Genomic DNA, 26,722 nt, shown 5'->3' with positions numbered 1-26,722 from the left:
ATAAGGTGAAAGAGTGTATGAAAATTGATTGGAAAGCGTACCAAACAAATGGTTTCTTTGATGAATTAATTGATGCACAAGGAAACGTTCGATCGCATGGGACACAATTAGCACAATTTTTTGCTAATTTATCAGCAGAAGAATTAGTAAAAGCCAGAGCGGTTGCTGATTTAGCTATTAAAGAAATGGGTATTACTTTCACGGTTTACAACGAAGGTAATATGATTGATAGAGCCTGGCCGTTTGATATTATTCCTCGTACTATTGGTAAAAAAGAATGGCAAAGCGTAGAGGTTGGTTTAAAGCAACGTGTTGAAGCGCTTAACCTTTTTATAGATGATTTATACCACGACCAAAAAATAATAAAAGATGGTGTTTTTCCAAAAGGATTACTAGAAAAATCAGTTAACTTTCGCCAGCAATGCGTGGGGATAAACCCGCCAAATAAAATATGGGCGCATATTTGTGGCTCAGATTTAGTACGCGATGGTAGCGGTACAATGTATGTGCTTGAGGATAACCTGCGTGTTCCTTCTGGTGTATCTTATATGCTTGAAAATCGCTCTGTAATGAAGCGTGTATTCCCTGAATTATTTGAGCAAGTATCGATTTTACCTGTTGATGATTACCCTTCACAATTATTTGATATGCTAGCGGCAATGTCGCCTCGTCCACAAGATAAACCAGAAGTTGTGGTACTTACTCCTGGGGTGTTTAACTCCGCTTATTTTGAGCATTGTTACCTTGCCCAAGAAATGGGTTGCGAACTGGTAGAAGGGCGCGATTTAGTTGTTGAAAAAGATGACTGTGTATACATGAGAACAATCACAGGGCTACAACGAGTTGATGTTATTTATCGTCGTATAGATGATTTGTTTTTAGACCCAGAAGCCTTTTTACCAGAATCCCAACTTGGCGTTCCTGGATTAATGCGTGCTTGGTCTAAAGGTAATGTTGCTTTGGTTAATGCACCAGGCGCAGGTGTTGCTGATGACAAAGTAGTTTACGCCTATGTACCTGAGATGATTAAGTACTACTTAGGCGAGGAAGCTAAACTTGCTAATGTCCCAACGTTCAAATGTTTAGACCCGAAAGAATGCGACCATGTGATTAAAAATATCGATAAGCTTGTTGTTAAACCAGCAAATGAATCTGGCGGATATGGATTATTAATTGGCCCTAAATCGACTAAAAAAGAACAAGAAGCGTGTATTGCTCAAATTAAAGCGGATCCACGAAACTGGGTGGCTCAACCAACATTAGATTTATCAACAGTACCAACATTTGATGACAATAAACCAGATGGTCGACATACCGATTTAAGACCGTTTATTTTATCATCAGGTAAAGATACGCAAGTTACCACTGGTGGATTAACGCGTGTTGCTATGGTTAAAGGCTCTTTGGTGGTTAATTCATCACAAGGTGGTGGCAGTAAAGATACTTGGATTGTTGACGAAGAGGCTAAATAATATGTTATCAAGAGTAGGCGAAACTTTATATTGGGTATCTCGATACATTGAGCGTGCGGAAAATGTGGCTCGTTTAATTAACGTTAACAATTTACTGATGATGGACTTACCCAAAGGCGTATGTACCGGCTGGGAGCCATTAATTGATATTATTGGTGTACGTAAAGCGTATTCAGAAAACCATACTGATTTTACTGAACAAAAAGCATTAAGGTATTTACTTGTTGGTAGTGATAACAGCTCGTCAATTTTAAACTCTATTACTTCGGCACGAGAAAGCGCGCGTACAATCCGCGATGTAATACCTCGAGATGTATGGGAAGAAATTAACTCTCTTTATTATTATGTAAAAGATAATCAAAAAGAAGGGATAACAAAGCGCGGACGTTTTGATTATTTAAAAAAGATTATAGATTCAGCCCATCAAATATTTGGGGCGTTAGATGCCACAATTAATCATGATCAGGGCTATGTTTTTATCCGCTTTGGTTCGATTATAGAGCGCGCAGACATGACATCGCGAATTTTAGATATTCGCTCTGCTACGTTAATTACTAATGAAGAAGAAGTGAAGCCGTTTGATAATATTCAGTGGATCAGTTTATTGCGCTCATTAAGTGCTTATCAAATGTATCGCCAAGAAATGGGCGTACGCGTACAACGTGCTGATGTAATAGAATTTGTGATGCACAGCAAAGTATTCCCACGATCTATTTTATTTTGTATGAATGAATTAAAAGCATTGGTTTTACCTTTGCCAAACTCAACAGAAATTATTAAATCTATTGATGATGCAATTGTTGAGTTAGAAAATAAAGACGTACGAGTACTTAAAAATGGTCTGTTGCATGACTTTATCGATGAAATACAGATAGACTTAGCTGGAATACATAATGGACTAGCCGAGACGTATTTTTTAAAGCAAGCCGAATAAAATATATTTTAAAATGACTACTTAACCTGAACTCTGTTTGAAATAGATTTATTATTCAGAATTCAGGTTACTTAGCTTTTAGTAGTTATTTTTTTGATCAAATTTATTTATACTAATTCAAATATCTGCTTAATCAATCTTCACCTTCTCAGTCTTTGGTATCGTAATGAAAATAATCTCAACCAACATCTCAAAAATAAAAACAGTGGTTCACAATAGTAAAGAGGTTAAAACGGGAATATTTAAAATTCCAACTAACGAGCCTGTAGTAATTGAAAAGCTAAATATTATAGGTGACGAGCAAGCAGATTTAGTTAACCACGGCGGGGTAGATAAAGCGGTATATGCTTTTTCGCACAATCATTACGACTACTGGAAACAAACACTTGAAAACGAAAATTTAAATTTTGGGATTTTTGGTGAAAACTTCACGATTACAGACCTTGATGAAGAAAATATACACATAGGTGACCATATTCGTGTAGGCACTACGCTGTTAGAGGTAAGTCAGCCTCGAGTACCCTGTTTTAAACTGGCTATTGCGCTTAATAATAAAAATAGCCTCAAACTGTTTACCCAGCATTACTGTACTGGGGTTTATTTTAGGGTACTAGAGCAGGGCGTTGCAAAAACGGGTGATAGTGTTGTTATCGAGAAGAAAGTCTCGCACGACATATCAGTTAAAAGGCTGTTTCAGGCGTTTTTTGATAAAAAATATGTAGGTTATGAAGACGTACTTTTACAAGCACTAACATTGCCAGAGCTCGCTTTAGAATGGCAAGAAAAAATTAAAAAGAAGCTGTCTATTTAAGGTTTATAAAAATATTGGATTTTAAATGCTAGGTTGTTATTTGATCCAGTCTGATTTTTGCTTCAATCCATCTAGTGCTCTAAATATATAATATAGTTACTTTAGATTAAGTTTAATATTTTTAACGCTGGCAGAGGAAAAGTAAAATGGAATTCGTTAGTACACTTATATCAGCGTTTCCAATTGTATTATTAATTTGGTTAATGACAAAAAAAGCTGCTTTACCTTCGCATATAGCCTTACCAATAATTGCCTTACTAGTGGGTATAATTCAACTTTTTTATTTTCAAACTAATATACGCTTACTGTTAGCTAATACGATTGCTGGGGCACTTTCGGTATTAACGCCTATATCTATTATTGCGGGGGCTATTTTATTAAACCGGATATTGGCTTTTTCGGGAGCTGAAAAAGTCATTACAGCGTGGCTTAACTCTATAAGTACAAATGCGGTTGCTCAGCTAATGATTATTGGTTGGGCATTTGCTTTTATGTTGGAGGGCGCTTCTGGCTTTGGTACACCAGCAGCCATCGCTGCACCTATGCTTGTTGGGTTAGGGTTTAAGCCGCTTAAAGTTGCTGTACTTGCTTTAATTATGAACTCAGTGCCGGTGTCTTTTGGCGCTGTTGGTACACCGATATGGTTTGGGTTAGAGGCACTTAATCTGAGCTCAGAGCAGTTACTTTCGGTGTCGAGTCAAACCGCTTTAATTAACCTTGTTGCGGGGCTAGTAATTCCTATTATTGCACTTAGGTTTGTTGTTAGCTGGCAACTTATACGAGGTAATATTACTTTTATTTTCTTAAGTATTTTGGCCTGTACTTTACCTTACTACCTTTTAGCTAATTGGAATTACGAATTTCCCTCTCTCCTTGGTGGAGCGATTGGTTTAATGCTCAGTATTGTATTGGCTAAAGCCGATATAGGGTTAAAGTCAGTTGACAACGATTTACCTAAAGGCGAAAAAGTGCCATTTAAACCACTCTTTATTGCTTTGTTTCCTCTAATATTGCTCATTGTTATTTTAATTGTGACGCGAATTGAACAACTGGGTATTAAAGGATTACTAAATAATAATAGTCTATGGTTTGGTTTTGATATTGCAGGCACCTATTTTAGTGTAAGCCAAGCGCTGGTTTTATCGGTTGAGCATATACTACAAACATCGGTTAACTGGTCATATAAAGCGTTGTATGTACCTGCGCTAATTCCATTTTTATTAGTTGTACTCATTTCGATCCCATTACTTAAAATGTCTGCAGGTACAGTAAAAGAAGCGTTTGTAGATACTGGACAGCGCATTAAGTTACCTTTGCTTTCACTTATTGGGGCGTTAATTATGGTGAACTTTATGATGCTTGGCGACGAGCAGTCACCTATTTTTCTTATTGCTAATGCATTTGCAAATGTAACCGGGGATAATTGGTCTTACTTTGCTGCGTTTTTAGGGGCTTTGGGTAGCTTTTTTTCAGGCTCATCAACAGTTTCAAACTTAACGTTTGGTGGTATTCAATTAAGTATTGCTGAGCAGGTTGGCTTACCTATTACATTGGTATTGGCATTGCAATCAGCGGGAGCAGCTATGGGGAATATGGTGTGTATTAATAATATAATTGCTGTTAGCAGCATTTTAGGTATTGTTAACCAAGAAGGCAATATTATTAAAAAAACCATACTTCCGATGATAATTTATGGTGTTATTACAGCATTAGTCGGGGCTATTTTACTGTTTAGTATGCAAACATAACAAATTATTTATGTACTATAAAGCGTGTGATTTCCAAGTATTAAAAAAGGAAAAAGTTCAGTTTACTCTTATACACGAGAGTAAATGTTCTAAAATATAGAATTTTACAATGTCATATCTTTAAGAAAATTTTCACTTTTTATTTTTATAATTTAAATTTAAATAGCCAGTGGAAAATATTTTCGATTAAAAAACACTCTATTAATGAAGTCCTCTTATTCAACTTCATTTTTATTGTGGACAATAATTTAAGCCGACGCGCTTTTAATTTTTGACCGCTTTTTGTACTTGGTTTCGATTATTTACTTACCTAAATTCATATTTTTAAATATGAATATTAAAATATTAAAATATTAAAATATTTAAATAGTACTTAAGTGCTAATTATTGAACGATGAATATATTTAAAATTAACATTTCACTTGTTTTAGCAATAACTTAGTGGAGATAGGGCGCTTTAAATTTACTGTATAGAGTTTAAACGTTGACGATTTTATAGAAATATTTAATAAAATATTCTTTATTTATTAATATATTACCTTAATTCATGTGCTATATATTATTGTGAGCATTTATTAATACTAGCTAATTTATTTTAATAAAATGGGGCTGATAGGTTTTAGCTATCAATGTGGTAGGAATAAACAGTTTTATTTATAATAAAAAACAAGTAATAGTACTGCTTAGAGCACTGAACGTAGTGCTGATAATAAATTAATTCAATTCGAAAAATAGGAAATATCTATGTCTAATAGCAAGTGTCCAGTAATGCACGGTGGTGCTACATCAACTGATGCAAATAAGGTTTGGTGGCCAAAAGCGCTAAACCTAGATATTCTTCACCAATACGATACTAAAACAAATCCATTAGAAGAAGATTTTGATTACCGTGAAGCAGTAAAAACACTGGATGTTGAAGCGCTAAAAAAAGATATGATTGCATTAATGACTGACAGCCAACCTTGGTGGCCGGCTGATTGGGGTCACTATGGTGGTCTTATGATTCGTATGACATGGCACTCTGCGGGTACTTACCGTATTTCAGATGGTCGTGGCGGCGCGGCATCTGGCAGCCAACGTTTTGCTCCTCTAAACTCTTGGCCTGACAATGCAAACTTAGACAAAGCACGTCGTCTACTTTGGCCAATTAAGAAAAAATATGGTAATAAACTTAGCTGGGCTGATTTAATTGCTTATGCAGGTACCATGGCTTATGAGTCAATGGGTTTACAAACATTTGGTTTTGCTTTTGGTCGAGAAGATATTTGGCACCCTGAAAAAGATATTTACTGGGGTTCAGAAAGAGAATGGCTAGCACCAAGCGGCAGTGAAGGCACTCGTTACTCAGGCGAACGCGATTTAGAAAACCCGTTAGCTTCAGTAATGATGGGGCTTATTTACGTAAACCCAGAAGGGGTAGACGGTAAATCAGATCCACAAAAAACAGCTAATGATATACGCGTTACTTTTGAACGTATGGCTATGAACGATGAAGAAACCGTAGCATTAACTGCCGGTGGTCACACTGTTGGTAAAGCACATGGTAACGGCGATGCTTCGCAGATAGAAGCAGATCCAGAAGCTGCAGAATTAGAAGACCAAGGCTTTGGTTGGTTGAATAAAACTAAACGTGGTATTGGTCGTGATACTGTTACAAGTGGTATTGAAGGTGCTTGGACGTCTAACCCAACTAAATGGGATAATGGCTTTTTTGATTTATTACTTAACTACGATTGGGAATTAAAGCATAGCCCAGCTGGTGCAACACAATGGGAACCAATTAATCTTCCTGAAGATAAAAAACCAGTTGATGTTGAAGACTTAACAACCCGTCTTAACCCAATGATGACTGATGCCGATATGGCAATGAAGGTAGATCCTGCGTACCGTAAAATTTCAGAGAAATTTGCTCAAGATCAAGACTACTTTTCAGAAGTATTTGCACGTGCATGGTTTAAGTTAACTCACCGTGATTTAGGTCCTAAAGCACGTTACATTGGTCCAGACGTACCAAAAGAAGAGCTAATTTGGCAAGACCCTGTACCAGCGGGTAATACAAGTTACGATGTTGAAACAGTTAAAGCTAAAATCGCAGCAACCGATTTAACACTAAGTGAGCTTGTTAATACTGCATGGGATAGTGCAAGAACTTACCGTGGTTCGGACAAACGTGGTGGAGCAAATGGTGCCCGTATTCGCCTTGCACCACAAAAAGATTGGGAAGGTAATGAGCCAGTTCGTTTAGCTAAAGTACTAACAGTACTAGAAGCTATTGCAAGCGAGACGGGTGCAAGCATTGCAGATGTAATTGTTCTAGCCGGTAATGTTGGTATTGAAAAATCAGCTAAAGCAGCTGGCTTTGAAGTAACAGTGCCGTTCTCAGCAGGTCGTGGTGATGCAACAGCAGAAATGACTGATAATGAGTCATTTGATGTACTTGAACCGCTTCACGATGGTTTCCGTAACTGGCAGAAACAGCATTACACAGTAACACCTGAAGAAATGCTACTTGACCGCACTCAACTGATGGGTTTAACAGCACCAGAGATGACGGTATTGATTGGCGGTATGCGTGTAATTGGCACTAACTACGGTGGCACTAAACATGGTGTATTTACAGATAATGAAGGCGCATTAACTAATGACTTCTTTGTTAACTTAACCGACATGAGTAATTCATGGGTTCCGACTGGTCGTAACTCTTATGAGATTCAAGATACAGCTACAAAAGCGGTTAAGTGGACAGCCACTAGAGCAGACTTGGTATTTGGTTCTAACTCAATTCTTCGTTCATACGTTGAAGTGTATGCACAAGACGATAACAAAGAAAAATTTGTTAAAGACTTTGTTGCTGCATGGGCAAAGGTTATGAATGCAGATCGTTTCGACCTAGTTTAATTTAATAGGCTTTTATGTTGTTAATTACTGCAATATAGAGGTCTTGATTTAAATTTTGTTTGTATTAAATATAAACCCAGATACGCACTGCGCATCTGGGTTTATTTTTGGCTAATACTTATTTTATATACCTACGAGCTAAACTTACCCTTCACTTTTAATCACTTAACTCCACGATTTTTTGAGCAACACTATAAAGTGTTTTATGTGAATTCATGGCTTGTTTTTGTAGTTGCTTGTGGGCTTGTTCTTCACTAATTTTTAGTTGTTCAATAAGTATATATTTAGCTTGGTGAATAATTTTTTGCTCACTAATTACTTTTTTAGCATCGAGTAGGGCTTGGTTAATTTGTTTAATATGTTGGCTTTGATCAATAATTAAATCGTACATGCTTTTATTGCTATTGAGCTTATCGGCTGCAACATTGGGTTGTATTTCAGGGTCTGGTTGTTTAATCGCTAATTGACCCACGATAGGAGCAATTTGCTGTTCATTTATAGTATTGAGCACTTTTTTATTGGTATTTAAACTACGTTGGGCGCAAGCTATTTGCATTGCAGCCGTATCGATTAAATTATCAGCAATATTTTGCTCTATTTTATGCATTATATCGATACGAGTAGTGGTAACTTCGTACCATACTTCGCTAAGTTGTGAGAGCGGTTGAGCATTTTCGTCATCGAGCTTTTGCAATAAACTTCTAAGTTGTTCAACTTGATTGTTAACCTGATGCGTTGTTAGCGTGGCATAGCACTTTAATAAATGCTCATCTGCGTATTCATTAAAAAAGTCAAAGCTGTGGTTTTGCTCCTGTACAAAATGTGCCAGTTGTTGTTTTTGCTCTGCAGTAAACTTGCTCGCTGCAAATGCTTGTGCGCCACACGCACGTTCTTGCCCTGCGTATTCTTTACCTTGCATAAAATTAAAAAATGCGACCAGTAAGCGAGTTATTTTAGGATCGCTTGCTCCATCGGCTGCCTCTAAAATAATATTGAGTAAACTGGCTATTAGCTGCGTAAATGATTGTGTAGCATGTACTGCGCTAATGTTTTGCTGTGATATTTGGCTTCGTAATGCAGGCAATGCATCAAGAGATTGTAAGCTATAGGCAATTAAATTAAATAGTCGAGTATGACCAGTATCGGCATTATCACTAATATAAGTTTGTTTAATTGAATCATAAAATGCGGTTTGTGCATCGTGGCTTACGTGTATTTGCTGCTGGAGTTGTGTTTTAAACCGCTCGCGATTTGAGGCTAAAAATATATTACTCATTGCACGTTCTTTTTGTAGCTGATGTACAAAATCGCCTAGTTTAGTGAGCGAGGCGCAACTGTTTTGTAATTTTTTTAAGGCGTGTATTTCTTGATACTTTGCCGCTAATAAAAACTGTTTTGTGAGAGGATTGCTTGTCGCCATTGATAGTATTCCACACTTTTTTGTTTTTAAAGTGCAACCACCGTTCCAATCATTAATAAATTTCATCATTGAATTTAAAATCAAACTAAAACAGTCACTTGAAATTCCATCTTAATTTATCACAGAGCTTTTATAACTAAAATAATCGCTGCTGTTAACTTATTTGGTGCATTTAAATATGTTATTGCACACAACTTGAACCTAAAAAAGCGCCTACTCCTGGGGAGGTAGTAAGCGCGAAAACAATATTTATCAAGCGTTAACATTTACACTGTTTAGTAACTCTGGGCTAATAGCCATTTTATGATTTATTACTTCACCAATCATAATAAGGGTAGGACCTTGAAAGTTATGTTTAGCATGCTCATTTACTATTTGCTCAAGCGTACTGGTAATTACTTTTTGTTTAGTGGTAGTGGCATTCTCTATTAGTGCAATGGGTGTATTACTTGGCCAACCCACTGATTGCAAACCGTTGCTTAGCGTTTGTAAGCGCGAAAGCCCCATATAAACCACTAAAGTGGGGTTGTTGTTTGCAGGCATAAACGTGTAATTTTGCCAATGAGGTTGCTTGTTAGGATCGGCAAACTGCGCCGTTAAAAATGTAACACTACGCGCTACATCGCGGGCAGTGAGCGGAATACCCGTATAAGCGGACGTAGCACAAGCCGTTGTAACACCCGGAACAATAGCAAAATTAATATTATGCTTGGTAAGTGCATCGGCTTCTTCGTTAATACGTGCGAATATACTCGGATCACCGCCTTTTAAACGCACTACGTTTAAGCCTTGTTGCGCGTATTTAACCAGTAGCTCGCAAATGTTAGCTTGGGTCATCGAATGCTTACCAGCACGTTTACCTACAAATACTCGCTGTGCTTTTTTAGGAAGCGTTTTTAATAAATCATCGCTTACTAACCAGTCGTATAAAACAACATCGGCTGCATTAATTAAACGCTGTGCTTTTACCGTAATTAGCTCTGCGTCTCCTGGGCCCGCACCAATTATATAAACGTTGCCGCTTTTAGCACTGCGATCATTTGAGCTTGTTAGCTTAGTAACAAGCTTATTTAGCCACACGTTTTCAATACCCGAAAAATAAGACAGTACACTCATAATATTCCCCTAAGCCACAGCTGTTGTAACTTTTGGTTCAGAGCTTATAAATACACTGCGGTCTTCAATTTTTGCATTAAAAACCGGTAAGTGTATTGCTTCTGCTTCTAAACATTCGCCTGTTTCTAGGCAAAAGTGTTGCTTATATAAAGGCGATGCGACAACTAATTTATTGTCGATTGAGCCAATAATGCCACGCGATAATACATTGGCTTTTCCAATAGGGTCGTAGTTGCTAATAGCAAACACAGCCGTTGGATTTTGCGGAATATAAAAAATAGCCACTTGCTGATTATTAACTAATGCGCATACGCCGCTATTAGCCACTAGGTTGTCGATTGTTCCAATATTATGCCAAGACATCAGCTTGCTCCTCTTCAACTTCCATTACTGGAATACGGTTTTGTGTATTACGTTGCTCACGTTTTTCGGCTTCTGTAGCAGGGCGAATTTGGTTACGCTCTTGCACAAACAAAATGTTGTCGTCGGTTTCGGGGCTATTAACAAACTGGCGGAATCGTTTGGCTGCATCTGGGCTTTCAATTGCTTTTTTCCACTCACATGCATAAGTTTGCGTAATTAATTCCATTTGCGCTTCTAGCTCGTCGCAAATGCCTAAGCTGTCGTCAATGACTACGCTTTTAAGGTAGTCTAAACCGCCTTCAAGATTTTCCATCCATACCGACGTACGCTGTAATTTGTCAGCCGTTTTAATGTAAAACATAATCACGCGGTCAATGTATTTAATCAGTGTTGGCGTGTCTAAATCGGTCGCAAATAAATCAGCATGGCGAGGGCGCATACCGCCATTACCACACACGTATAAGTTCCAGCCGTTTTCGGTAGCTATAATGCCAATATCTTTACTTTGTGCTTCGGCGCATTCGCGGGTACAACCCGATACCGCCATTTTAAATTTATGCGGTGCACGTAATCCTTTATAGCGGTTTTCAATTTCTATTGCGTGTCCAACGCTGTCTTGCACACCATAACGACACCACGTACTACCCACGCACGATTTAACGGTTCTAAGAGACTTACCATAAGCATGACCTGTCTCAAATCCGGCTTCTATAAGTCGCTCCCAAATAACAGGAAGCTCTTCTAAGCGCGCACCAAATAAATCAATACGTTGACCACCAGTGACTTTGCAGTACAGGTTAAAGTCTTTTGCTACTTCTCCAATTACAATGAGTTTGTCGGGTGTTATTTCGCCACCAGCAATACGCGGTACTACAGAGTACGAACCATCTTTTTGCATGTTTGCTAGGTACGTATCGTTAGTGTCTTGTAAGCCAACATGAGCGGGTTCTAAAATGAAGTCGTTCCATGTTGAGGCTAAAATAGAGCCAATGGCAGGTTTACATATTTCACAGCCATGACCGCTGCCGTGTTTAGTTAGTAAGTCATCAAAGCTTTTAATGCTTTCTACTTTTACCATGTGCAGTAGTTCTTGGCGTGAATACGCAAAGTGCTCACATACATGGTTGTTTACTTCAACTCCGCGACTTGCTAATTCGTTATCAACAACTGATTTTAATAACGCGGCACAACCACCACAGCCGCTTGCTGCTTTAGTGCATGATTTTACCGAGGCTAAATCGCATGAGCCGCCATCAATTGAACCTACAATGTCGCCTTTACTCACATTGTGACACGAACAAATAGTGGCGGTGTCGGGTAGGGCACTGCCAGATAACGACGGCGCGCCGCCGCTGTCTGGTAAAATTAAACACTCAGGGTTTTCTGGTAAGTCCATGTCGTTAAGCATGTACTGCAATAAAGTATCGTAATCGCTGGTATCGCCAACAAGTACAGCGCCCAGTAATTTATCGCCTTTTTCACTTAGTATTATTTTTTTATAACAGCCGCGAATAGCGTCTTGGTATATAAGTTCTTTGCAGTCTGGCGTTTTTGCATGAGCGTCGCCAATTGAGCCTACTTCTACGCCTAATAACTTAAGTTTGGTGCTCATATCGGCACCTAAAAACTCAAGCTCGCCACCACTTAATTGGCTCGCTGCAACGCGTGCCATGTTGTAACCTGGTGCAACTAAGCCAAATAGTTTTTTGTCCCACAGGGCACACTCGCCAATAGCTAAAATATCAGGATCTGATGTTTGGCATTGGTTATTAATAATAATACCGCCGCGTTCACCTAGTTCTAAATCAGCAATTTTGCCGAGTTGGTCGTACGGGCGAATACCAGCAGAGAACAAAATTAGGTCTGTTTCTAAAAATGTTTCGTCCGAAAAATTTAATCTAAAGCGACTCGTTTCGCCTTTTACTATTTCGCTGGTCGCTTTTGATGTATGTACCGTAACGCCGAGTTTTTCTATTTTATTTTTTAGTAGCGTACCGCCTTGTCCATCAAGCTGAACAGCCATAAGCTGCGGCGCAAATTCAACAACATGGGTATCAAGCCCTAGTTGCTTAATCGCGTTTGCGGCTTCAAGCCCCAATAAACCACCGCCAATAACTACACCGCTTTTACTTACGGCGGCACTGGCTTTTATTTTTTCTAAATCTTCTAATGTGCGATACACCAAGCAATGGGGTTGGTCGTTACCTTTTATAGGCGGCACAAACGGGAACGAACCGGTTGCAAGTATCAGTTTGTCGTACAGGTATTGCTCACCCGTTAGTGTTGTCACTACTTTTGCAGCTCTATCAATACCTTCAACCCACTGGCTTGTATGCACATTAATATTGAGCTGTTTGTAGTTGTCGTGGGTGGTAAGTGCTAAATCGGCAGCCGTTTTACCATCAAATACACTTGATAAGTACACGCGATCGTATGCAAGATTTGCTTCTCCGCAAAGTACAGTAATGTCTGCGTTGGCATCGCTTTGGCGCATTTGTTCAACAAAGTGGTGTCCGACCATACCATTACCAATAATGAGTATTTTTTGCGAGGTTTGCATAGGGCATTCCTTAAAGTGACGGTTTAAATACAATTAACAAAAAAGCCCGCCACAAATACGCATTATGCATAACTGTGTGCGGGCTTCTTTGCCGATGGTTGCTAATAGCTAGTGTGTTCACAACCTAAATTTTTGCCGTAAGTAAAACAGGCTTGTTAATAGAATGTTTGCAAAAACACAGCCAGTTTTATAACTTATTGTTTAAAAGGCATTTAATGTGTTTTTAGAGTGAAGATAAAACCAGTTTTGTTATATGTTGGTGCGCGCCTGGCACTAATAGGGTGCAAGTATTGTCATTGTTTTGTGCATTATCAGTCAATAAAACACCCATTATCATTCATTGTGTATTGCGTTAAATTTACCCCATGAAATACGCAGATGAATTACGAGAAAAATGACTAACACAAACTCAATAGATGCTTCACCTTTTCATGAAGGCGAGCTGGCAATACAAGACAAACTCGGTAAACGAGAAATAATGGCACCATTTGGCAAGCGTGCCGTGCGCTCATTTATGCCAGAGCAGCACCAAGCATTTTTTGAGCAGTTACCGTTTGTGGTTGCAGGCAGTGTTGATGAAAATGCCGATGTGTGGGTATCTATTGTTTCAGGACAGTCGGGCTTTTTAAGCGCCCCAACTCCTACGTCGTTATTAATGACCCACGCTGTTGATAAAAACGACCCTCTACATAACACATTAAATATTGCCGGCTCGCCAATTGGTTTATTAGGCATTGAGCTAAGCACGCGTAGGCGTAACCGTTTAAATGTGCGTGTAGGTGAGGTAATTGGCGATAATCAGGTGAGTTTTAATGTTGATCAATCCTTTGGAAATTGCCCGCAGTATATTCAAACGCGCGACTTAACGTTTAATAGAGATCCTTTACTTAAAAGTAATGCGGTACAAAAAGTTGAATTTAATACACTTGATAACGCAGCCAGTGCGTTAATTGACACCACCGATACGTTTTTTGTATCAAGCTTTATAACCGCAAAAAACAATCCAAAAATTGAAGGCGTTGATGTTTCTCACCGTGGTGGAATACCTGGCTTTGTAAAACGAGAGGGCAACACATTAACGATACCTGATTACGCAGGTAACAATTTTTTTAATACCTTGGGTAACTTTTTATTAAACCCAAAAGCAGGTTTGTTATTTCCTGATTTTGACACCGGCAATGTATTAATGCTTACCGGCAGCGTTGAAATTCTATGGGACGGGCACCCAGAGCTTGAAGGCTTTATTGGCGCAGACCGAGGCTGGAAATTTACCCTCACTAAAGGAATGTGGCTTAAAAACTTACTCCCGTTTAGTGCTAAATTTGATGCTTATTCCCCTAATACTAAAATGACGGGCACATGGCTTGAGGCTGATAAAAACAAACAAGCCGAAAAACTAAAACATACTTGGCAGCCTTTAAAAGTAACTAAAATAATTAAAGAAAGTAATGTAATTACCTCCTTTTATTTAGAAGGGCATAACAATACAACCTTGTTACCGTTTAAAGCTGGACAGCATTTAACTGTACAAATACCATGTAAAAATAGTAGCAGTAGCAGTAGCAATAGCAGTAATAGCAAACCTGTTATTAGAACCTACACCGTGTCATCAAGCCCTCATGAACTATTTTACCGGTTATCGATTAAAAAAGAGCTAAATGGCGAGGTGTCTAACTACTTTCATAATAACGTAAAAGTAGGCGACGTTATTTTAGCTAAATACCCACAAGGGCAGTTTTTTATTGATCCAACTAGCGCCAAACCAGCGGTGCTAATTGGTGGCGGAATAGGCATTACACCTATGATCTCAATGGCTAAACACATTGCCAATGAAGGGTTAAGAACCCGCTATACACGCCCTTTGCATATTTTCCATAGTGCTAAAAGTGCCCAACAGCGTGCGTTTTATAACGAGCTGAAAACACTTGCAGATACGAGTGGCGGCGCAATTGATTATTACTCACTTTTATCTCAGCCTGAGCTTGATGAAAAGCAAGGCAATGGCTCTAATTTAAAAGATGAGAGCTTTAACTTAAAAGACAAAAACTTTGATTTAAAAGGGCGCATAAATGCGGATGTATTTAGGTATTATTTGCCGCTTGATGATTACGAGTTCTTTTTATGCGGACCAGAAGCGTTTATGCAACACGTATATAACGAGCTTTTATTACTCGGTGTGCAGGATAAAAACATATTTGCTGAAGCATTTGGACCCTCCAGTATTAAGCGCAAAGTACTTAACACAAGCGAAGCGCCTAATAAAAGCAACGAGGTTAGCGTTGAAGAAGCAGACAACACCGTAATTAAATTTAGTAAATCGGGCTTTGAACAGCGCTGGAACAAAGGTGACAATACATTACTTAATGTAGCCGAATCCCATGGTTTAGAGCCTGAGTTTGGCTGTCGAAACGGCAGCTGCGGCAGTTGCGCCGTAAAAATAAACGCAGGCGCTGTGGTTTATCGTAATAACGTAAGTTACCCTGTAGAGACAGGGCAGGCGCTAATTTGCTGCGCCGTACCTGCTAAAGGCATTGAGGAGCTTGATTTAGAGCTGTAGTTGTTAATATAGCGTTTTTAAATACAAAACTATGCGCTAAAACAACTGTTTTTTGTTAAACAAACGGAGCGTTTTAAAAACGCTCCGTTGAATTACTTTTATTAAAACTCAAAATTAAAACTGACCGTAAGCCTTCTTCCGTCTAGCACAACGCCGTAGGTTTCATTGGTCACTACACGGTCTGTAACATTGTATAAACCAGCCATTACTTTCAGATTATCAGTCATCCAATATTGTGCGCCTATGTCCATCATGGTGTAGCCGGGTGTACCATCACTTAAGCTTGTACGGCTTAAATAGTCAGTGGTTTCACCACGGTAGTTTACACGACTCCATAAATTTATCGTGTCACTCGCATCCCAGTTTAAGGTAGCATTAGCCATACTCTTGGGTATTTTATTTAAAGGCTCGCCTGCAAAGTCTCCAGATTTTTGCTCAGAGTCTGTAAAAGAGTAGTCAGCTTTAAAGCGAAGGTTGTCGGCAATACGGTAGTTTACAGTCGCTTCTACCCCTTGCATTTCTGCCTCAGAAATATTTTTTTGCGTACTCAAAAATTGATAAGTGTTCCCACTGAATTCACATTGATAGTTTTCAAAATCATTTCTATCAATATTTTCACTAATACAGTAGCGATCTTCTGCTATTTTATCATCAAAATCAGTATGATAAAACGTTAAGCTGGTCGATAGTCCAATTTTAGGATCGTTATAAATAAAACTAACTTCGTAGTTAACGCTAGTTTCTGGATCTAAGTCAGGGTTACCTATTATCAGGGCACGTGAAATGGATGTTCCAGTGGAAGATAGGTTAGGAGATCCGCCCCCGCCTGTGCCTCGACCAAAGCCTGCAGTAGCTTGAGATAATGAAGGCTGAGTATATCCTGTAGAAACCCCTCCTTTAACAGTAAAGCGGTTATTTGCATGCCAGTTAGCATAAATCCTAGGTGACCAATGAGAACCAAATTGCTCATCGTTATCGTATCTTAAACCGGTAGTTATGGATAAGTCTTTTATAAAGTTCCATTCAACCTCAGTAAATAAAGCCCCAATCCATCGGTCAACTGTATCACTGGCAATAGCCACGTTGGCATCTAGCAAACCATTCGTTTCGTCAACAAGTTCTTCGGTTTTATATCGTGCACCCACAGTATAAATATGTTGCTCTGCTGCATAAGTTGCAGATGTATTAAACGTAATTATTTCTTCTTTTTTATCTTCATCTTGCACGCGTTCAGATAAATCTTGCTGAAGATAAGTGTTTGTTGTTAATTTTCCGTAATTACCCATATGGGTGAGGGAGTACATTTGCTTTTCAAATTCGTACTGTGAGCCTTCTGCATCAATAGCTATTGAGTTACCTGGTGTATGCTCAAAATCAATATTTGATGTATCGTAGGCTAGACTCACCTTGTTTTTATCATCAACGGCCCAGTTAAATTTAACCCCAAATTGGGTTGTATCTGAGTCTGGGCGGCTAGCAGTAGCGTCGCCACCGCCAGAGTAATCACTTTCATCTGTATGTTGTATTGAGCCTGTAAGCTCCATGCCTAATACATCTTTAATTAACGCACCGCCAGCGTAAAAGTCGGTATTGTATTGATCATTACTCACATCATTCATAGATGAAGTATAGCTTGCGGCTAAGCTTGCGGCCCATTGTTGTGGAGCCGTACGAGTAATAATATTAATCACTCCGCCCATTGCTTCAGAGCCGTAAAGTGATGACATAGGACCACGAATAACTTCCACACGTTCAATCATTGCAAGTGGTGGAATACCTATTTGTTTACCCCCATCTGAGCCATTAGTATTTACTGAGCGACCCGCCGAAAGAGGACGACCATCGACAAGGTATAATGTGTATTGATCATCCATACCACGGATACTAATATCTTGCATATTACCGCCACCAGTTACATATACGCCTGGTATATCGCGAACAGCATCAACAACAGTGGTATAAGATTGTTTGCGTAGCTCTTCTTGTAATATGACCGAAATAGATGCAGGAGCATCTATAATTTTCTGCTGATAACCGGTTGCTGTTACAACCATTGTTTCCATTTCATTTGTTTTTTCTGCCGCTGAAGCGCTCATGGCTATAGGGATCAAAATAGCGAGAGGTAACTTTTTACAGGTCAATGGTACTAACTTCGACATTGATCGTTTGGACATTAAAATGTTCTCCTTTACATGTAGGCCTAAATTCAAGAGCGCAAATGATAATACTTATTGTTATCATGTAAAGGAACTTAAATGGAACAATGTGTTGCCAAAGTTGCAACACATGTTGATCGTTTGCTCGTGTAATGGCTAATTTATTATTATGTAAATTAGCCGTCACTGAGCGTATTAAACGCAGTAGGGATGTTGCAATGCCTCAATTTAAAGAATTACGTAGTTTTGTCTCTGTGGTTAGTTCAGGAAGCTTATCAAATTCGGCAAAAACACTGCAGTTGTCTAAATCAACTATTAGCCGACATCTTAAAAACTTAGAGCAAGATGTGGGGAGTATTTTACTTAAAAGAATGCCTAACAGCTTGGTGCCTACAGAGGCGGGGCTGTGTTTTTACGATTATTGTGAGCAAATACTGAGTATAGCGAAAGAAGCTAAACAAGAATTAGATACCTTAGATGAAAAAGTACAGGGTGAAGTAGTTATCTATGTTGATACCGGCTTATTAAGAGGATGGCTAGGTGATGTTGTTACTCAGTTTTTAACGCGCTTTCCAGATGTTAGCGTGACTCTTAAAACAGATATAAAATCTAACTCAAACCAATGGCAAGACAATATTTTGCTTTGTATGGGGCAGTTACCTGAATCCAGCCAACGCCAAGAAAAACTCTGTATTCTTTGGCAGGGGGTATTTGGTAGTAAAGATTACTTTAAGTGTAACGGCTATCCTAACTCACCGGAAGATTTAATAAATACTCACTGGTTACAATTAATTGGCAATAAAAATGAGCAGTTAGTTATGACAAACCAAGGAGGAGAAACATTAAGTGTACCAGTTCCTTCGTCACGAATTCAGTCAGATCAGTTGGTGTTACAAGGAGATGCAATAAGCCAAGGGCATGGGCTTGGTTTATTACCTCTATGGCAAGCAAACATGCGTCTTAATGCTCACCCCGAATGCTTTGAGCGTTGCTTAAAAGACTGGGTAGGTCATCCTGTTCCTATTTGGTTATGTTATCCTTTTGGCAAATTAGCCAAAAAGCAGCGTGCTTTTATAGAGCATATAAAAAGCAATTTACCGCAGGAATGGGATAATGAGCTTTGCCAAGAAATGTAAATTTTATTTAGTATTACTTAGACAATTTATTTTAAGTGTTCTAGAAACTGCAACGTAAAAAACCGCTTTTCAATCAATAAAAGTAAATGCTACTCATTATCATTTAATGTGTGGCATGCTAGCATGTCCTTAATATGTTCATAAATTAAAAAGGAAATATAAATGTACGGCATACTAATAAAAATATTTTTTATAGCTGGTTGTAGTTTTTTCTCCGTAGCTAGCTTTGCTAATTACCCAATAACAATTAACCAAGGGAATACCCAAGTTGTTATAAAACAAAAGCCTATAAAGGTAGTTGTATATGATTTAGGTGTACTTGATACATTAACAGCACTTGATGTTGATGTCACAGCGGTTGCTAAGGGAGTGTTTCCTGAATATTTAGCTCATTATAACTCCCCAAACAAAGCAATAGCGGGTAGCTTATTTAAGCCAGACTTTGAGGCACTTAAAAAAATTAAACCTGATTTAATTATAGTCGGACCACGCAGCCGTAGAGCATTAGATAAATTAACTGCAATTGCACCTACCATCGATTTAACATTAAGTTCCGATGATTTTGTCTCTAATATTAAAAGAAATATTGTATTACTGGGTGATGTTTTTGAAAAACAACAGCAAGCAAAGTTATTGTGGAACAATCTAAATAATAAAATTAATGCTTTGCAGGCTAAAGCAGTGGGTAAAGGGCCAGGGCTTGTTTTATTTACTGTAAAAGATATGTTTATTGCGCACTTACCTGGAGACAGATTTGGTATGGTGTATGAACTACTTGGTATAAAAAGCCCAAATAAAATTAATAAACCGCAGCTAAAAGATAACGATAAAAGCCAAACTAAAGTGCAAAAAGCCAAACAAGCTGCAGTATTAACAAAGGATTATATGGCAACAAAACCAAATTGGCTGTTTATACTCGACAGAGGTTTAGCAACTGGTGGGAAAAGCAATATTGAGCAAGCTTTAGCAAAAGCACCGTTTATAGAAAACTCTCAAGCGTGGCAACAAAAACATGTTTACTACTTAAACCCAACGCAATGGTATGTAATAACAGGCGGCTATACGAGTGTTCTTAATACCGTTAACGAGTTAAATACTATTTGGTAAATATTTTTATTAAAGGTGAGCTGATTATGAATATTTGCTCACCAATTCACTTTAGTTAGATACAAAACTGATAGCGAAAAATTGAAATGATTGGCATATCTGGTGATCATAAATAGAATTTAGCTCAGAACTTTTAAAATCTGCAATACATAGCTAACTCCACTTGTACTGGTCAACCCACACTAAACATTTATAGCTGAGAATTTTTAAACTCCACAGGTAATAATTAATTATTTACTTAATGTAGCCCAATCCCATGGTTTAAAACCTGAGTTTGGCTGTCGAAACGGCAGCTGCGCTGTAGAAATAAATGCAGGCGCTGTGGTTTATCGTAATAGCGTAAGTTACCAAGTAGAGACAGGGCTGGCGCTAATTTGCTGCGCCGTACCAGCTAAAGGTATTGAGGTGCTTGATATAGAGCTGTAGTTGTTAATATAGAGCTATGGGTTCAAATTGAGCTTTAGATGTAAAAATTCGCGAAACACACAATGGAATTAATATTGTTTTAGGCAATGACTATTTAGCTTCACGATATTTATTGTCAGTAAGGGATATTTGAATACACATTACTGGAAAAGAATTATTTACTGCATCTCTTGCTAATAAAATGCCCATAGTTGTTGTGGATTAGACATTTAGCTATCCGATTATGTACTTTTATTGGTAGGGTTTTCTTGGAAATACTGTGCATACAATACATCAGCAAAATCATTTTCACTAATTTCACCGATAACTAAATCTTTTACAGCATCAGCTATTAAATCGTTATCGCTAGTTAATTCGTATTCATTTAATGACAAATACTCTAGACCAACAACTAGCCCTGTTCGTTTATTTGCGTCAGGTAATGCATGAGCTATAGCTATACTTGCTGTATATTTAGCTGCTATTTCAAACACATCATCCAAGCCATCGTAGATAATTGCATTATCTATTCGCCCTAGGGCGCCCTGTAATTTAGGGATGTCGACTGCACCTTTCATACCGGGTTCACTTTCTAAAATAAAAGCATTAATTTCAATAACCCTTTCAAATGGAAAGCAAATTATTTCCATTACATATGAGCCAATTTAGTAAATGTTTTTCTGTGTGTTCTTATAGCTAGTTTAGCTTCAGATTTTACAATTTGCTTACCTGATTCCCCAGATAAATCTAAAATCTTAGTTGCTTTAATCTTAGGCCTAGCAACTGCTGAAACGCCGTAAGCTTCTACTTTTTTATTCATCACAATCACCTTTTGATAACGTATTAAGTTGAGTATACATCTATATTATGAAAGAGAACATGGCAAGGTTGTAGAATAACTCTAACAGCGAAAATTAATTAAAAAATGAGCTTATGAAATAATCTCTAAGTTTTTAAACATGTAAATAGTACATTTGAAACTTATAAAAAAAGCACGATGACTTCTTTTAAAACAGTAGTAAGCTTTTATCACTGGGCAAGTAAACCTACTTTTGTTTCAGGCATTGTGATATCGCCATACATTTCGCGAAGGTCTGAGTGCTCCCCCATATTTATTCCTACCGCCAAATTTTAGATATCTTCTAACTGCTTTATCAGAAAGAATTCCCCTTATTTTCACATGAAATTTCTCACAGTATTATTCGCATAGATTTGTATCAACTAATTGAATTAATAGTTGTCTGTTAGTCAAAATATCAGCCTATTTACTTATACTAAATTTCAGATTTCACTCAAACAAGCACAAAAAAAGAGGCCAAATAGCCTCTTTTAAAACAGTATTAAAAACGTATAAAACTAAGCGAGTAAACCTGTTTTTGTTTCAGGCATTGCTATAAAACCATCAAGTTTACGAACGTTGCTTAACCATCTTAAAATATTTGGGTATTCACTAAGTGATACGCCGCCCTCTGGTGCATGTGCTATGTACGAAAAGTTGGCAATGTCGGCAATAGTTGGCTGAGTGCCTACTAAGTACTCGCGATTTTGTAAGTACGCATCCATTGTTTTAAATAATGTGTGGGCAATGTTTATCGCGTTTTGATGATCAAGCTGTGCGCCAAATACAGTAACTAAACGCGCCGAGCACGGACCCGAAGCCACAAGCCCTGCAGCAACGCTCAACCAGCGCTGAATGTGCGCTTGAACGGTTATATCTTCTGGATACCAGGTTCTGTTAGCATCAAACTTTTGTGCTAAGTACATTAAAATAGCGTTTGAATCGTTAATAACGTCATCGTTATGTTTAAGTACTGGTATTTGCCCAAAAATATTCATTTTTAGAAAGTCAGCTTGCTTTTGTGCGCCGTTTTGCAGTGCAACATCAACCATATTTACATCAAGCTTTAAAAGCGATGTAAATAGCTCTGCACGATGTGAATGACCAGATAAAGTAAAACGGTATAGCGTTAGGTTGCTCATGGGTTGTCCTGTTTTTTAATTTTGAATAGTGGTTTTTAATAACGCTATTCTTTCACTATTATCAGTTTTGAAAAACCGAGCTAGTAAGGAATTAATGTCAATGCTATATTGACAATCATGGATACTATTATTGGCATTAAAACAATCATCGCGGTTGTTGAAACAGGCTCTTTTACAGCCGCAGGCGACAGACTTGGGCTTTCAAAGGCACTGGTTAGTAAATACGTGGGCATTGTAGAGCAAGACTTAGGGGTTAGATTATTTAACCGCTCCACGCGCAGAATTTCGATTACCGAAGCAGGGCAAAGTTATTACACAAGCGTAGTGCCTGTAATTGAAAGCTACAGCGAAATGCTCGATAACTTATCGGGTCAAACAGCACTTGCTAGCGGCAAGCTTAGGGTGAGTGCGCCGGTGTCGTTTGGTGAATCAAACCTTGCGCCGTTAATGCCTGAGTTACTGAGCCGTTATCCTGATTTAAGTATTGATTTAGTGCTTTCAGACAAAACAATTGATTTACTAGAAGAGGGGGTTGATTTAGCAATTAGAATTGGCAGTGTGTCTGACTCTAATTTAATCGCGAGGCAAATTACCAGTTACCCTTTAATTTTATGTGCATCAGCAGATTATATTCAGCGCTTTGGCGCACCAGCGAGTGTTGACGAGCTTGAACAACACGCTACGGTGATTGATAGCAACTTTAAAATAGGTCGCCATTGGCCTCTAGTTTCACCTAGTGGTGAGGCATTAACGGCAAGTGTAAACTCGCGTGTTTCGGTTAATAATCCACAAGCTGTAAAAGAGGTGGTTGTAGCGGGTGGCGGTATTGGCTTAATTCCTGAAATAGTGGTGAGAGACGATATTGCATCGGGTAAGCTTGTGCAGGTTATGCAAGGTTATAAAACATTTGAGTTTGGTTTATTTGCTATTTATCCGCATAGAAAGTTTGTGGCTCAAAAGGTCACGTCGTTTATTCAGTTTTTATTTGAAAAGTTTGAAGCTAAAAAATAAAGCTTACTTTAAACCTTACTTTAAACCTTACTTTAAAACTAAAAGCCAAACCAAGCTAAAAACAAAAAAAGCCTAAAATCAGTTAAGTGATTTTAGGCTTTTAGAATGGAATATTAAAATATTATTTTAAAATAGTTACTTAATTAAAAGTGGCGCTTACTTAAAACAACTACTTACTTTAATATAATAACTGGCACATCGTTGTTTTCGAGCATTTTAATGGTATTACTGCCCACAAAAAACTGCCTTAACTTAGAATGCCCAAAAGCCCCCATAACAATCAAATCAATGTTATTTTGCTCTTTGTATTGCATTAATGAGTCAAAAATATTGCCCTCTAAAAAGCTTGCAGACACTTCAAAACCCATACTACTAAGCTTAAATTGAGCGTTAAGAAACTTCTCTTCTAAGTTCTTCTCATTATTATTAACACTTACTAAATGACAATGAAGCCCATGTAATAAACCGCCATCAATAACTTGTTGCAGTGCTTTGTCGGCTGTTTCGCGACCATCGTACGCAATCATAAATGATTTAGGTTGCTTAAACTTTCTAGAAATAAGCAATATTGGTTGCGAAGCGCTACGCACGAGCGTTTCGATGTGTGAACCAAGTGCATTTAAATCAACACGATGATCAACACCATTTCGACCTATAACGATTAAGCGAGTATCATCTTTAAAATCAATAATAGCGTCGATTACGTCACCGTGACGTTTAATTAATTCATAGTTTTGAATATGAGCAATTTTTGCTTGTACAGCAACCGAGTCGAGTAATTCATCTGCTAGTTTTAAAGAAATTTTACTACGGTGTTCATCGAGTTTTGTCATTTCTTCAAGCAAAGCCGATTGGGCACCTAAACCAATCGTACCGGTGTAGTTACCTACATTAGTTTGTTGTATTTTTTCAAGCATATGTATAAAGCTAATTGATTTATCTAGCTTTTTTGAAGCCCAAATAGCAGCTTCGGTTACAGCGTGTGTAATGACAGAGCCATCGATACAGGTAATTATTTTTTTCATTACATTCTCCTTAATGACCGCCAAGTAGTTTATCGACTTCTTTAGGGTTGTTGTGTACGCCAAACTTATCAACAACTGTTTCGGTTGCGCTATTCATACCAACAATATTAACTGTTGCGCCTTCGCGTCTAAATTTAATGACCACCTTATCGAGTGACGATACGCCGGTTATATCCCAAAAATGTGCATGGGTTAAATCTATAACAACATTTGTTACCGCACTTTTAAAATCGAACGAAGCAATAAATTGCTCTGCTGAGGCAAAAAACACCTGACCTACAACTTCATAAGTTACTAGGTTTTTAGTTTCATCGTGCTTAGTTGTAACAACCATAAAGCGACCAATTTTATTGGCAAAAAACAACGTAGCTAGCAATACGCCAACTAAAACACCAATGGCTAGATTATGTGTGGCAACAACCACAATAACGGTGGAAATCATCACTACGTTTGACGAAAGCGGGTTCTTTTTTAAATCTTTAACTGATGTCCAAGAGAATGTACCAATTGATACCATAATCATTACTGCAACTAATGCAGCCATAGGAATTAAACGCAGCCACTCATCTAAAAACACCACCATGATGATTAAAAATAAACCAGCAATAAAGGTTGAAAGTCGACCACGACCGCCGGACTTAACATTAATAATTGATTGTCCAATCATGGCGCAACCCGCCATACCACCAAATAAACCTGCGCCAATATTTGCAATACCTTGGCCTTTACACTCTTTATTACGATCGCTCGTTGTATCAGTTAAGTCATCAACAATAGTGGCGGTCATCATGGATTCAAGTAAGCCCACAACCGCAAGACCAATCGAATATGGTAAAACAATTTGCAGCGTTTCGAGTGTTAGCGGCACATCGGGCCATAAAAATATAGGCAGGGTGTCTGGTAGTTCGCCCATGTCGCCAACGGTTCTTATATCAAGCCCTAAAAACAGTGAAACCAGTGTAATAACAACAATACACACTAAAGGAGAGGGAAGGATTTTGCCAATAGCTGGAATATACGGAAATAAGTAAATAATACCTAAGCCCGCAGCGGTCATGGCGTAAACATGCCAAGTAACATTGGTAAGCTCGGGTAATTGCGCCATAAATATTAAAATCGCTAATGCGTTTACAAACCCTGTAACAACAGAGCGCGATACAAACCGCATTAACTCACCAAGCTTTAAAAAGCCTGCAAATATTTGTAGTACACCGGTAAGCAAGGTAGCAACTAGTAAGTATTCCAGACCATGATCTTTAACCAGCGTTACCATTAATAGCGCCATTGCACCGGTAGCCGCTGATATCATGCCAGGGCGTCCGCCTACAAAGGCAATAATAACGGCGATACAAAATGAGGCGTATAAACCCACTTTAGGATCAACACCCGCAATAATAGAAAAGGCAATAGCTTCAGGTATTAGGGCAAGCGCCACAACAATACCAGCAAGCACATCGCCACGAACATTAGAGAGCCAATCTCTTTTTACGTGATCAAACATGTAGATAACCTAATTAGTTAGTTTTCCTGCAACGGCAGGGAGGTTTTTGTATTTAAATAATAGTGATTCTCGCGCAGATGGCGATATTTGATTACACATAATGTGCAAATAAATAAGATAAGGGCATTAACTTAGGGCGGCGTAGGTTTCAAAAAAGAAAGGCTCCTGTAGCTGATTTAGTTGATTAATTAACTTTACTAACAAGACAAAAATAACATAAGGGTGGATTTGTTTCTAGTCGGCAATAATTATAACCATAAATATTAAACCAGATTTATATAAAACTCTTGGTTTTGGTGGTTGAGCAAAAATGGAATTATATATTAGAAAATAATTTAAAATTATATATAGTGAATATTTAATTATTGTCAAAGAGCTTTGATTGTTAATTTTTATGGGTTATTTGACTTTTTCATTAGCACTTAATGACTAGGGCGTGTTGATCTTTGCGGTATAAAAAACAAACAGCATGAGGATAAGGTATAATTGAATTCGCTAAAAAACGTTACACCGAACCCTCAT

19 protein-coding genes are annotated in these 26,722 nt (G+C 38.1%); 9 read left to right on the top strand and 10 right to left on the bottom strand.

Features of this window, described 5'->3' with window-relative positions:
* Positions 1–17 precede the first annotated feature (17 nt).
* From GQR56_RS11340 to katG, 5 genes are all read left to right on the top strand, one after another.
* The gene (locus GQR56_RS11340) at positions 18–1,472 is read left to right on the top strand and encodes a circularly permuted type 2 ATP-grasp protein (protein ID WP_166111418.1); all 1,455 of its coding nucleotides are present in this window, start codon (positions 18–20) and stop codon (positions 1,470–1,472) included.
* Between the two features lies 1 nt (position 1,473).
* Positions 1,474–2,406 carry an alpha-E domain-containing protein gene (locus GQR56_RS11335; protein ID WP_007585221.1) on the top strand — a complete coding sequence of 311 codons (933 nt, stop codon included), beginning with the start codon at positions 1,474–1,476 and terminating at the stop codon, positions 2,404–2,406.
* Between the two features lie 166 nt (positions 2,407–2,572).
* On the top strand, positions 2,573–3,217 hold the full coding sequence (locus GQR56_RS11330) for an MOSC domain-containing protein (RefSeq protein ID WP_166111415.1): 645 nt from the start codon (positions 2,573–2,575) through the stop codon (positions 3,215–3,217).
* A gap of 146 nt (positions 3,218–3,363) precedes the next feature.
* Entirely contained in the window at positions 3,364–4,965 is a 1,602-nt protein-coding gene (locus GQR56_RS11325; RefSeq protein WP_166111412.1) for an L-lactate permease, read from the top strand.
* A 744-nt stretch (positions 4,966–5,709) separates the two neighbouring features.
* Entirely contained in the window at positions 5,710–7,863 is a 2,154-nt protein-coding gene (katG, locus tag GQR56_RS11320) for a catalase/peroxidase HPI (RefSeq protein ID WP_166111409.1), read from the top strand.
* A gap of 157 nt (positions 7,864–8,020) precedes the next feature.
* Here katG and GQR56_RS11315 read toward each other — a convergent pair whose 3' ends face one another.
* From GQR56_RS11315 to nirB, 4 genes are all read right to left on the bottom strand, one after another.
* Positions 8,021–9,283 carry a nitrate- and nitrite sensing domain-containing protein gene (locus GQR56_RS11315; protein ID WP_166111406.1) on the bottom strand — a complete coding sequence of 421 codons (1,263 nt, stop codon included), beginning with the start codon at positions 9,281–9,283 and terminating at the stop codon, positions 8,021–8,023.
* Positions 9,284–9,535: 252 nt separating this feature from the next.
* Complete coding sequence (cobA, locus tag GQR56_RS11310; RefSeq protein ID WP_166111403.1) at positions 9,536–10,399, bottom strand: uroporphyrinogen-III C-methyltransferase; 864 nt, start codon at positions 10,397–10,399, stop codon at positions 9,536–9,538.
* Positions 10,400–10,408: 9 nt separating this feature from the next.
* On the bottom strand, positions 10,409–10,762 hold the full coding sequence (nirD, locus tag GQR56_RS11305) for a nitrite reductase small subunit NirD (RefSeq protein ID WP_165741035.1): 354 nt from the start codon (positions 10,760–10,762) through the stop codon (positions 10,409–10,411).
* Positions 10,749–13,322, bottom strand: a complete 2,574-nt coding sequence (gene nirB, locus GQR56_RS11300) for a nitrite reductase large subunit NirB (RefSeq protein WP_166111399.1) — start codon at positions 13,320–13,322, stop codon at positions 10,749–10,751. Before nirB ends, nirD begins: the two co-directional genes overlap by 14 nt.
* A gap of 394 nt (positions 13,323–13,716) precedes the next feature.
* Here nirB and GQR56_RS11295 point away from each other — a divergent pair, with 394 nt between their 5' ends.
* Positions 13,717–15,879: a pyridoxamine 5'-phosphate oxidase family protein gene (locus tag GQR56_RS11295; protein ID WP_166111396.1), complete on the top strand. Its 2,163-nt coding sequence runs from the start codon at positions 13,717–13,719 to the stop codon at positions 15,877–15,879.
* Positions 15,880–15,980: 101 nt separating this feature from the next.
* On the opposite strand, the gene GQR56_RS11290 is transcribed toward GQR56_RS11295, so the two are convergent.
* Positions 15,981–18,053 carry a TonB-dependent receptor gene (locus tag GQR56_RS11290; protein WP_166111393.1) on the bottom strand — a complete coding sequence of 691 codons (2,073 nt, stop codon included), beginning with the start codon at positions 18,051–18,053 and terminating at the stop codon, positions 15,981–15,983.
* 200 nt (positions 18,054–18,253) lie between these two features.
* Here GQR56_RS11290 and GQR56_RS11285 point away from each other — a divergent pair, with 200 nt between their 5' ends.
* Entirely contained in the window at positions 18,254–19,171 is a 918-nt protein-coding gene (locus tag GQR56_RS11285) for a LysR family transcriptional regulator (protein ID WP_166111391.1), read from the top strand.
* Positions 19,172–19,333: 162 nt separating this feature from the next.
* The gene (locus GQR56_RS11280) at positions 19,334–20,278 is read left to right on the top strand and encodes an ABC transporter substrate-binding protein (RefSeq protein ID WP_166111388.1); all 945 of its coding nucleotides are present in this window, start codon (positions 19,334–19,336) and stop codon (positions 20,276–20,278) included.
* Positions 20,279–20,925: 647 nt separating this feature from the next.
* Here GQR56_RS11280 and GQR56_RS11275 read toward each other — a convergent pair.
* From GQR56_RS11275 to GQR56_RS11265, 3 genes are all read right to left on the bottom strand, one after another.
* Entirely contained in the window at positions 20,926–21,333 is a 408-nt protein-coding gene (locus GQR56_RS11275; protein ID WP_166111385.1) for a type II toxin-antitoxin system death-on-curing family toxin, read from the bottom strand.
* Positions 21,333–21,503: a hypothetical protein gene (locus GQR56_RS11270; protein ID WP_007375222.1), complete on the bottom strand. Its 171-nt coding sequence runs from the start codon at positions 21,501–21,503 to the stop codon at positions 21,333–21,335. The genes GQR56_RS11275 and GQR56_RS11270 overlap by 1 nt, the downstream gene beginning before the upstream one ends.
* A 536-nt stretch (positions 21,504–22,039) precedes the next feature.
* A complete protein-coding gene (locus tag GQR56_RS11265) occupies positions 22,040–22,663 on the bottom strand; it encodes a glutathione S-transferase (protein WP_166111382.1) in 624 nt (207 codons plus the stop codon).
* Between the two features lie 117 nt (positions 22,664–22,780).
* Between GQR56_RS11265 and GQR56_RS11260 the strand changes: the two genes are divergently transcribed.
* On the top strand, positions 22,781–23,674 hold the full coding sequence (locus tag GQR56_RS11260) for a LysR family transcriptional regulator (RefSeq protein ID WP_024613040.1): 894 nt from the start codon (positions 22,781–22,783) through the stop codon (positions 23,672–23,674).
* A 173-nt stretch (positions 23,675–23,847) separates the two neighbouring features.
* Here the strand turns inward: GQR56_RS11260 and GQR56_RS11255 are convergent, their stop codons facing one another.
* Together GQR56_RS11255 and GQR56_RS11250 are read right to left on the bottom strand one after the other, a co-directional pair.
* Positions 23,848–24,699 (bottom strand): universal stress protein, encoded by an 852-nt coding sequence (locus GQR56_RS11255; RefSeq protein WP_166111379.1) that lies wholly within the window; start codon positions 24,697–24,699, stop codon positions 23,848–23,850.
* A 10-nt stretch (positions 24,700–24,709) separates the two neighbouring features.
* Positions 24,710–26,200, bottom strand: coding sequence for a SulP family inorganic anion transporter (locus GQR56_RS11250; protein ID WP_024613038.1), 1,491 nt, complete (start codon positions 26,198–26,200; stop codon positions 24,710–24,712).
* Between the last annotated feature and the right edge of the window lie 522 nt (positions 26,201–26,722).

The organism is Pseudoalteromonas sp. Z9A5 (assembly GCF_011378875.1).
Taxonomy (GTDB): domain Bacteria; phylum Pseudomonadota; class Gammaproteobacteria; order Enterobacterales; family Alteromonadaceae; genus Pseudoalteromonas.
Note: the sequence above shows the minus strand (reverse complement) of the source record. Positions and strands in the feature narration are given on the sequence as shown.

Coding starts and splice junctions, on each gene's coding strand:
- GQR56_RS11340 (WP_166111418.1), top strand. CDS start 18: ATGAAAATTGATTGGAAAGCGTACCAAACAAATGGTTTCTTTGATGAA.
- GQR56_RS11335 (WP_007585221.1), top strand. CDS start 1,474: ATGTTATCAAGAGTAGGCGAAACTTTATATTGGGTATCTCGATACATT.
- GQR56_RS11330 (WP_166111415.1), top strand. CDS start 2,573: ATGAAAATAATCTCAACCAACATCTCAAAAATAAAAACAGTGGTTCAC.
- GQR56_RS11325 (WP_166111412.1), top strand. CDS start 3,364: ATGGAATTCGTTAGTACACTTATATCAGCGTTTCCAATTGTATTATTA.
- katG (WP_166111409.1), top strand. CDS start 5,710: ATGTCTAATAGCAAGTGTCCAGTAATGCACGGTGGTGCTACATCAACT.
- GQR56_RS11315 (WP_166111406.1), bottom strand. CDS start 9,283: ATGGCGACAAGCAATCCTCTCACAAAACAGTTTTTATTAGCGGCAAAG.
- cobA (WP_166111403.1), bottom strand. CDS start 10,399: ATGAGTGTACTGTCTTATTTTTCGGGTATTGAAAACGTGTGGCTAAAT.
- nirD (WP_165741035.1), bottom strand. CDS start 10,762: ATGTCTTGGCATAATATTGGAACAATCGACAACCTAGTGGCTAATAGC.
- nirB (WP_166111399.1), bottom strand. CDS start 13,322: ATGCAAACCTCGCAAAAAATACTCATTATTGGTAATGGTATGGTCGGA.
- GQR56_RS11295 (WP_166111396.1), top strand. CDS start 13,717: ATGACTAACACAAACTCAATAGATGCTTCACCTTTTCATGAAGGCGAG.
- GQR56_RS11290 (WP_166111393.1), bottom strand. CDS start 18,053: ATGTCCAAACGATCAATGTCGAAGTTAGTACCATTGACCTGTAAAAAG.
- GQR56_RS11285 (WP_166111391.1), top strand. CDS start 18,254: ATGCCTCAATTTAAAGAATTACGTAGTTTTGTCTCTGTGGTTAGTTCA.
- GQR56_RS11280 (WP_166111388.1), top strand. CDS start 19,334: ATGTACGGCATACTAATAAAAATATTTTTTATAGCTGGTTGTAGTTTT.
- GQR56_RS11275 (WP_166111385.1), bottom strand. CDS start 21,333: ATGGAAATAATTTGCTTTCCATTTGAAAGGGTTATTGAAATTAATGCT.
- GQR56_RS11270 (WP_007375222.1), bottom strand. CDS start 21,503: ATGAATAAAAAAGTAGAAGCTTACGGCGTTTCAGCAGTTGCTAGGCCT.
- GQR56_RS11265 (WP_166111382.1), bottom strand. CDS start 22,663: ATGAGCAACCTAACGCTATACCGTTTTACTTTATCTGGTCATTCACAT.
- GQR56_RS11260 (WP_024613040.1), top strand. CDS start 22,781: ATGGATACTATTATTGGCATTAAAACAATCATCGCGGTTGTTGAAACA.
- GQR56_RS11255 (WP_166111379.1), bottom strand. CDS start 24,699: ATGAAAAAAATAATTACCTGTATCGATGGCTCTGTCATTACACACGCT.
- GQR56_RS11250 (WP_024613038.1), bottom strand. CDS start 26,200: ATGTTTGATCACGTAAAAAGAGATTGGCTCTCTAATGTTCGTGGCGAT.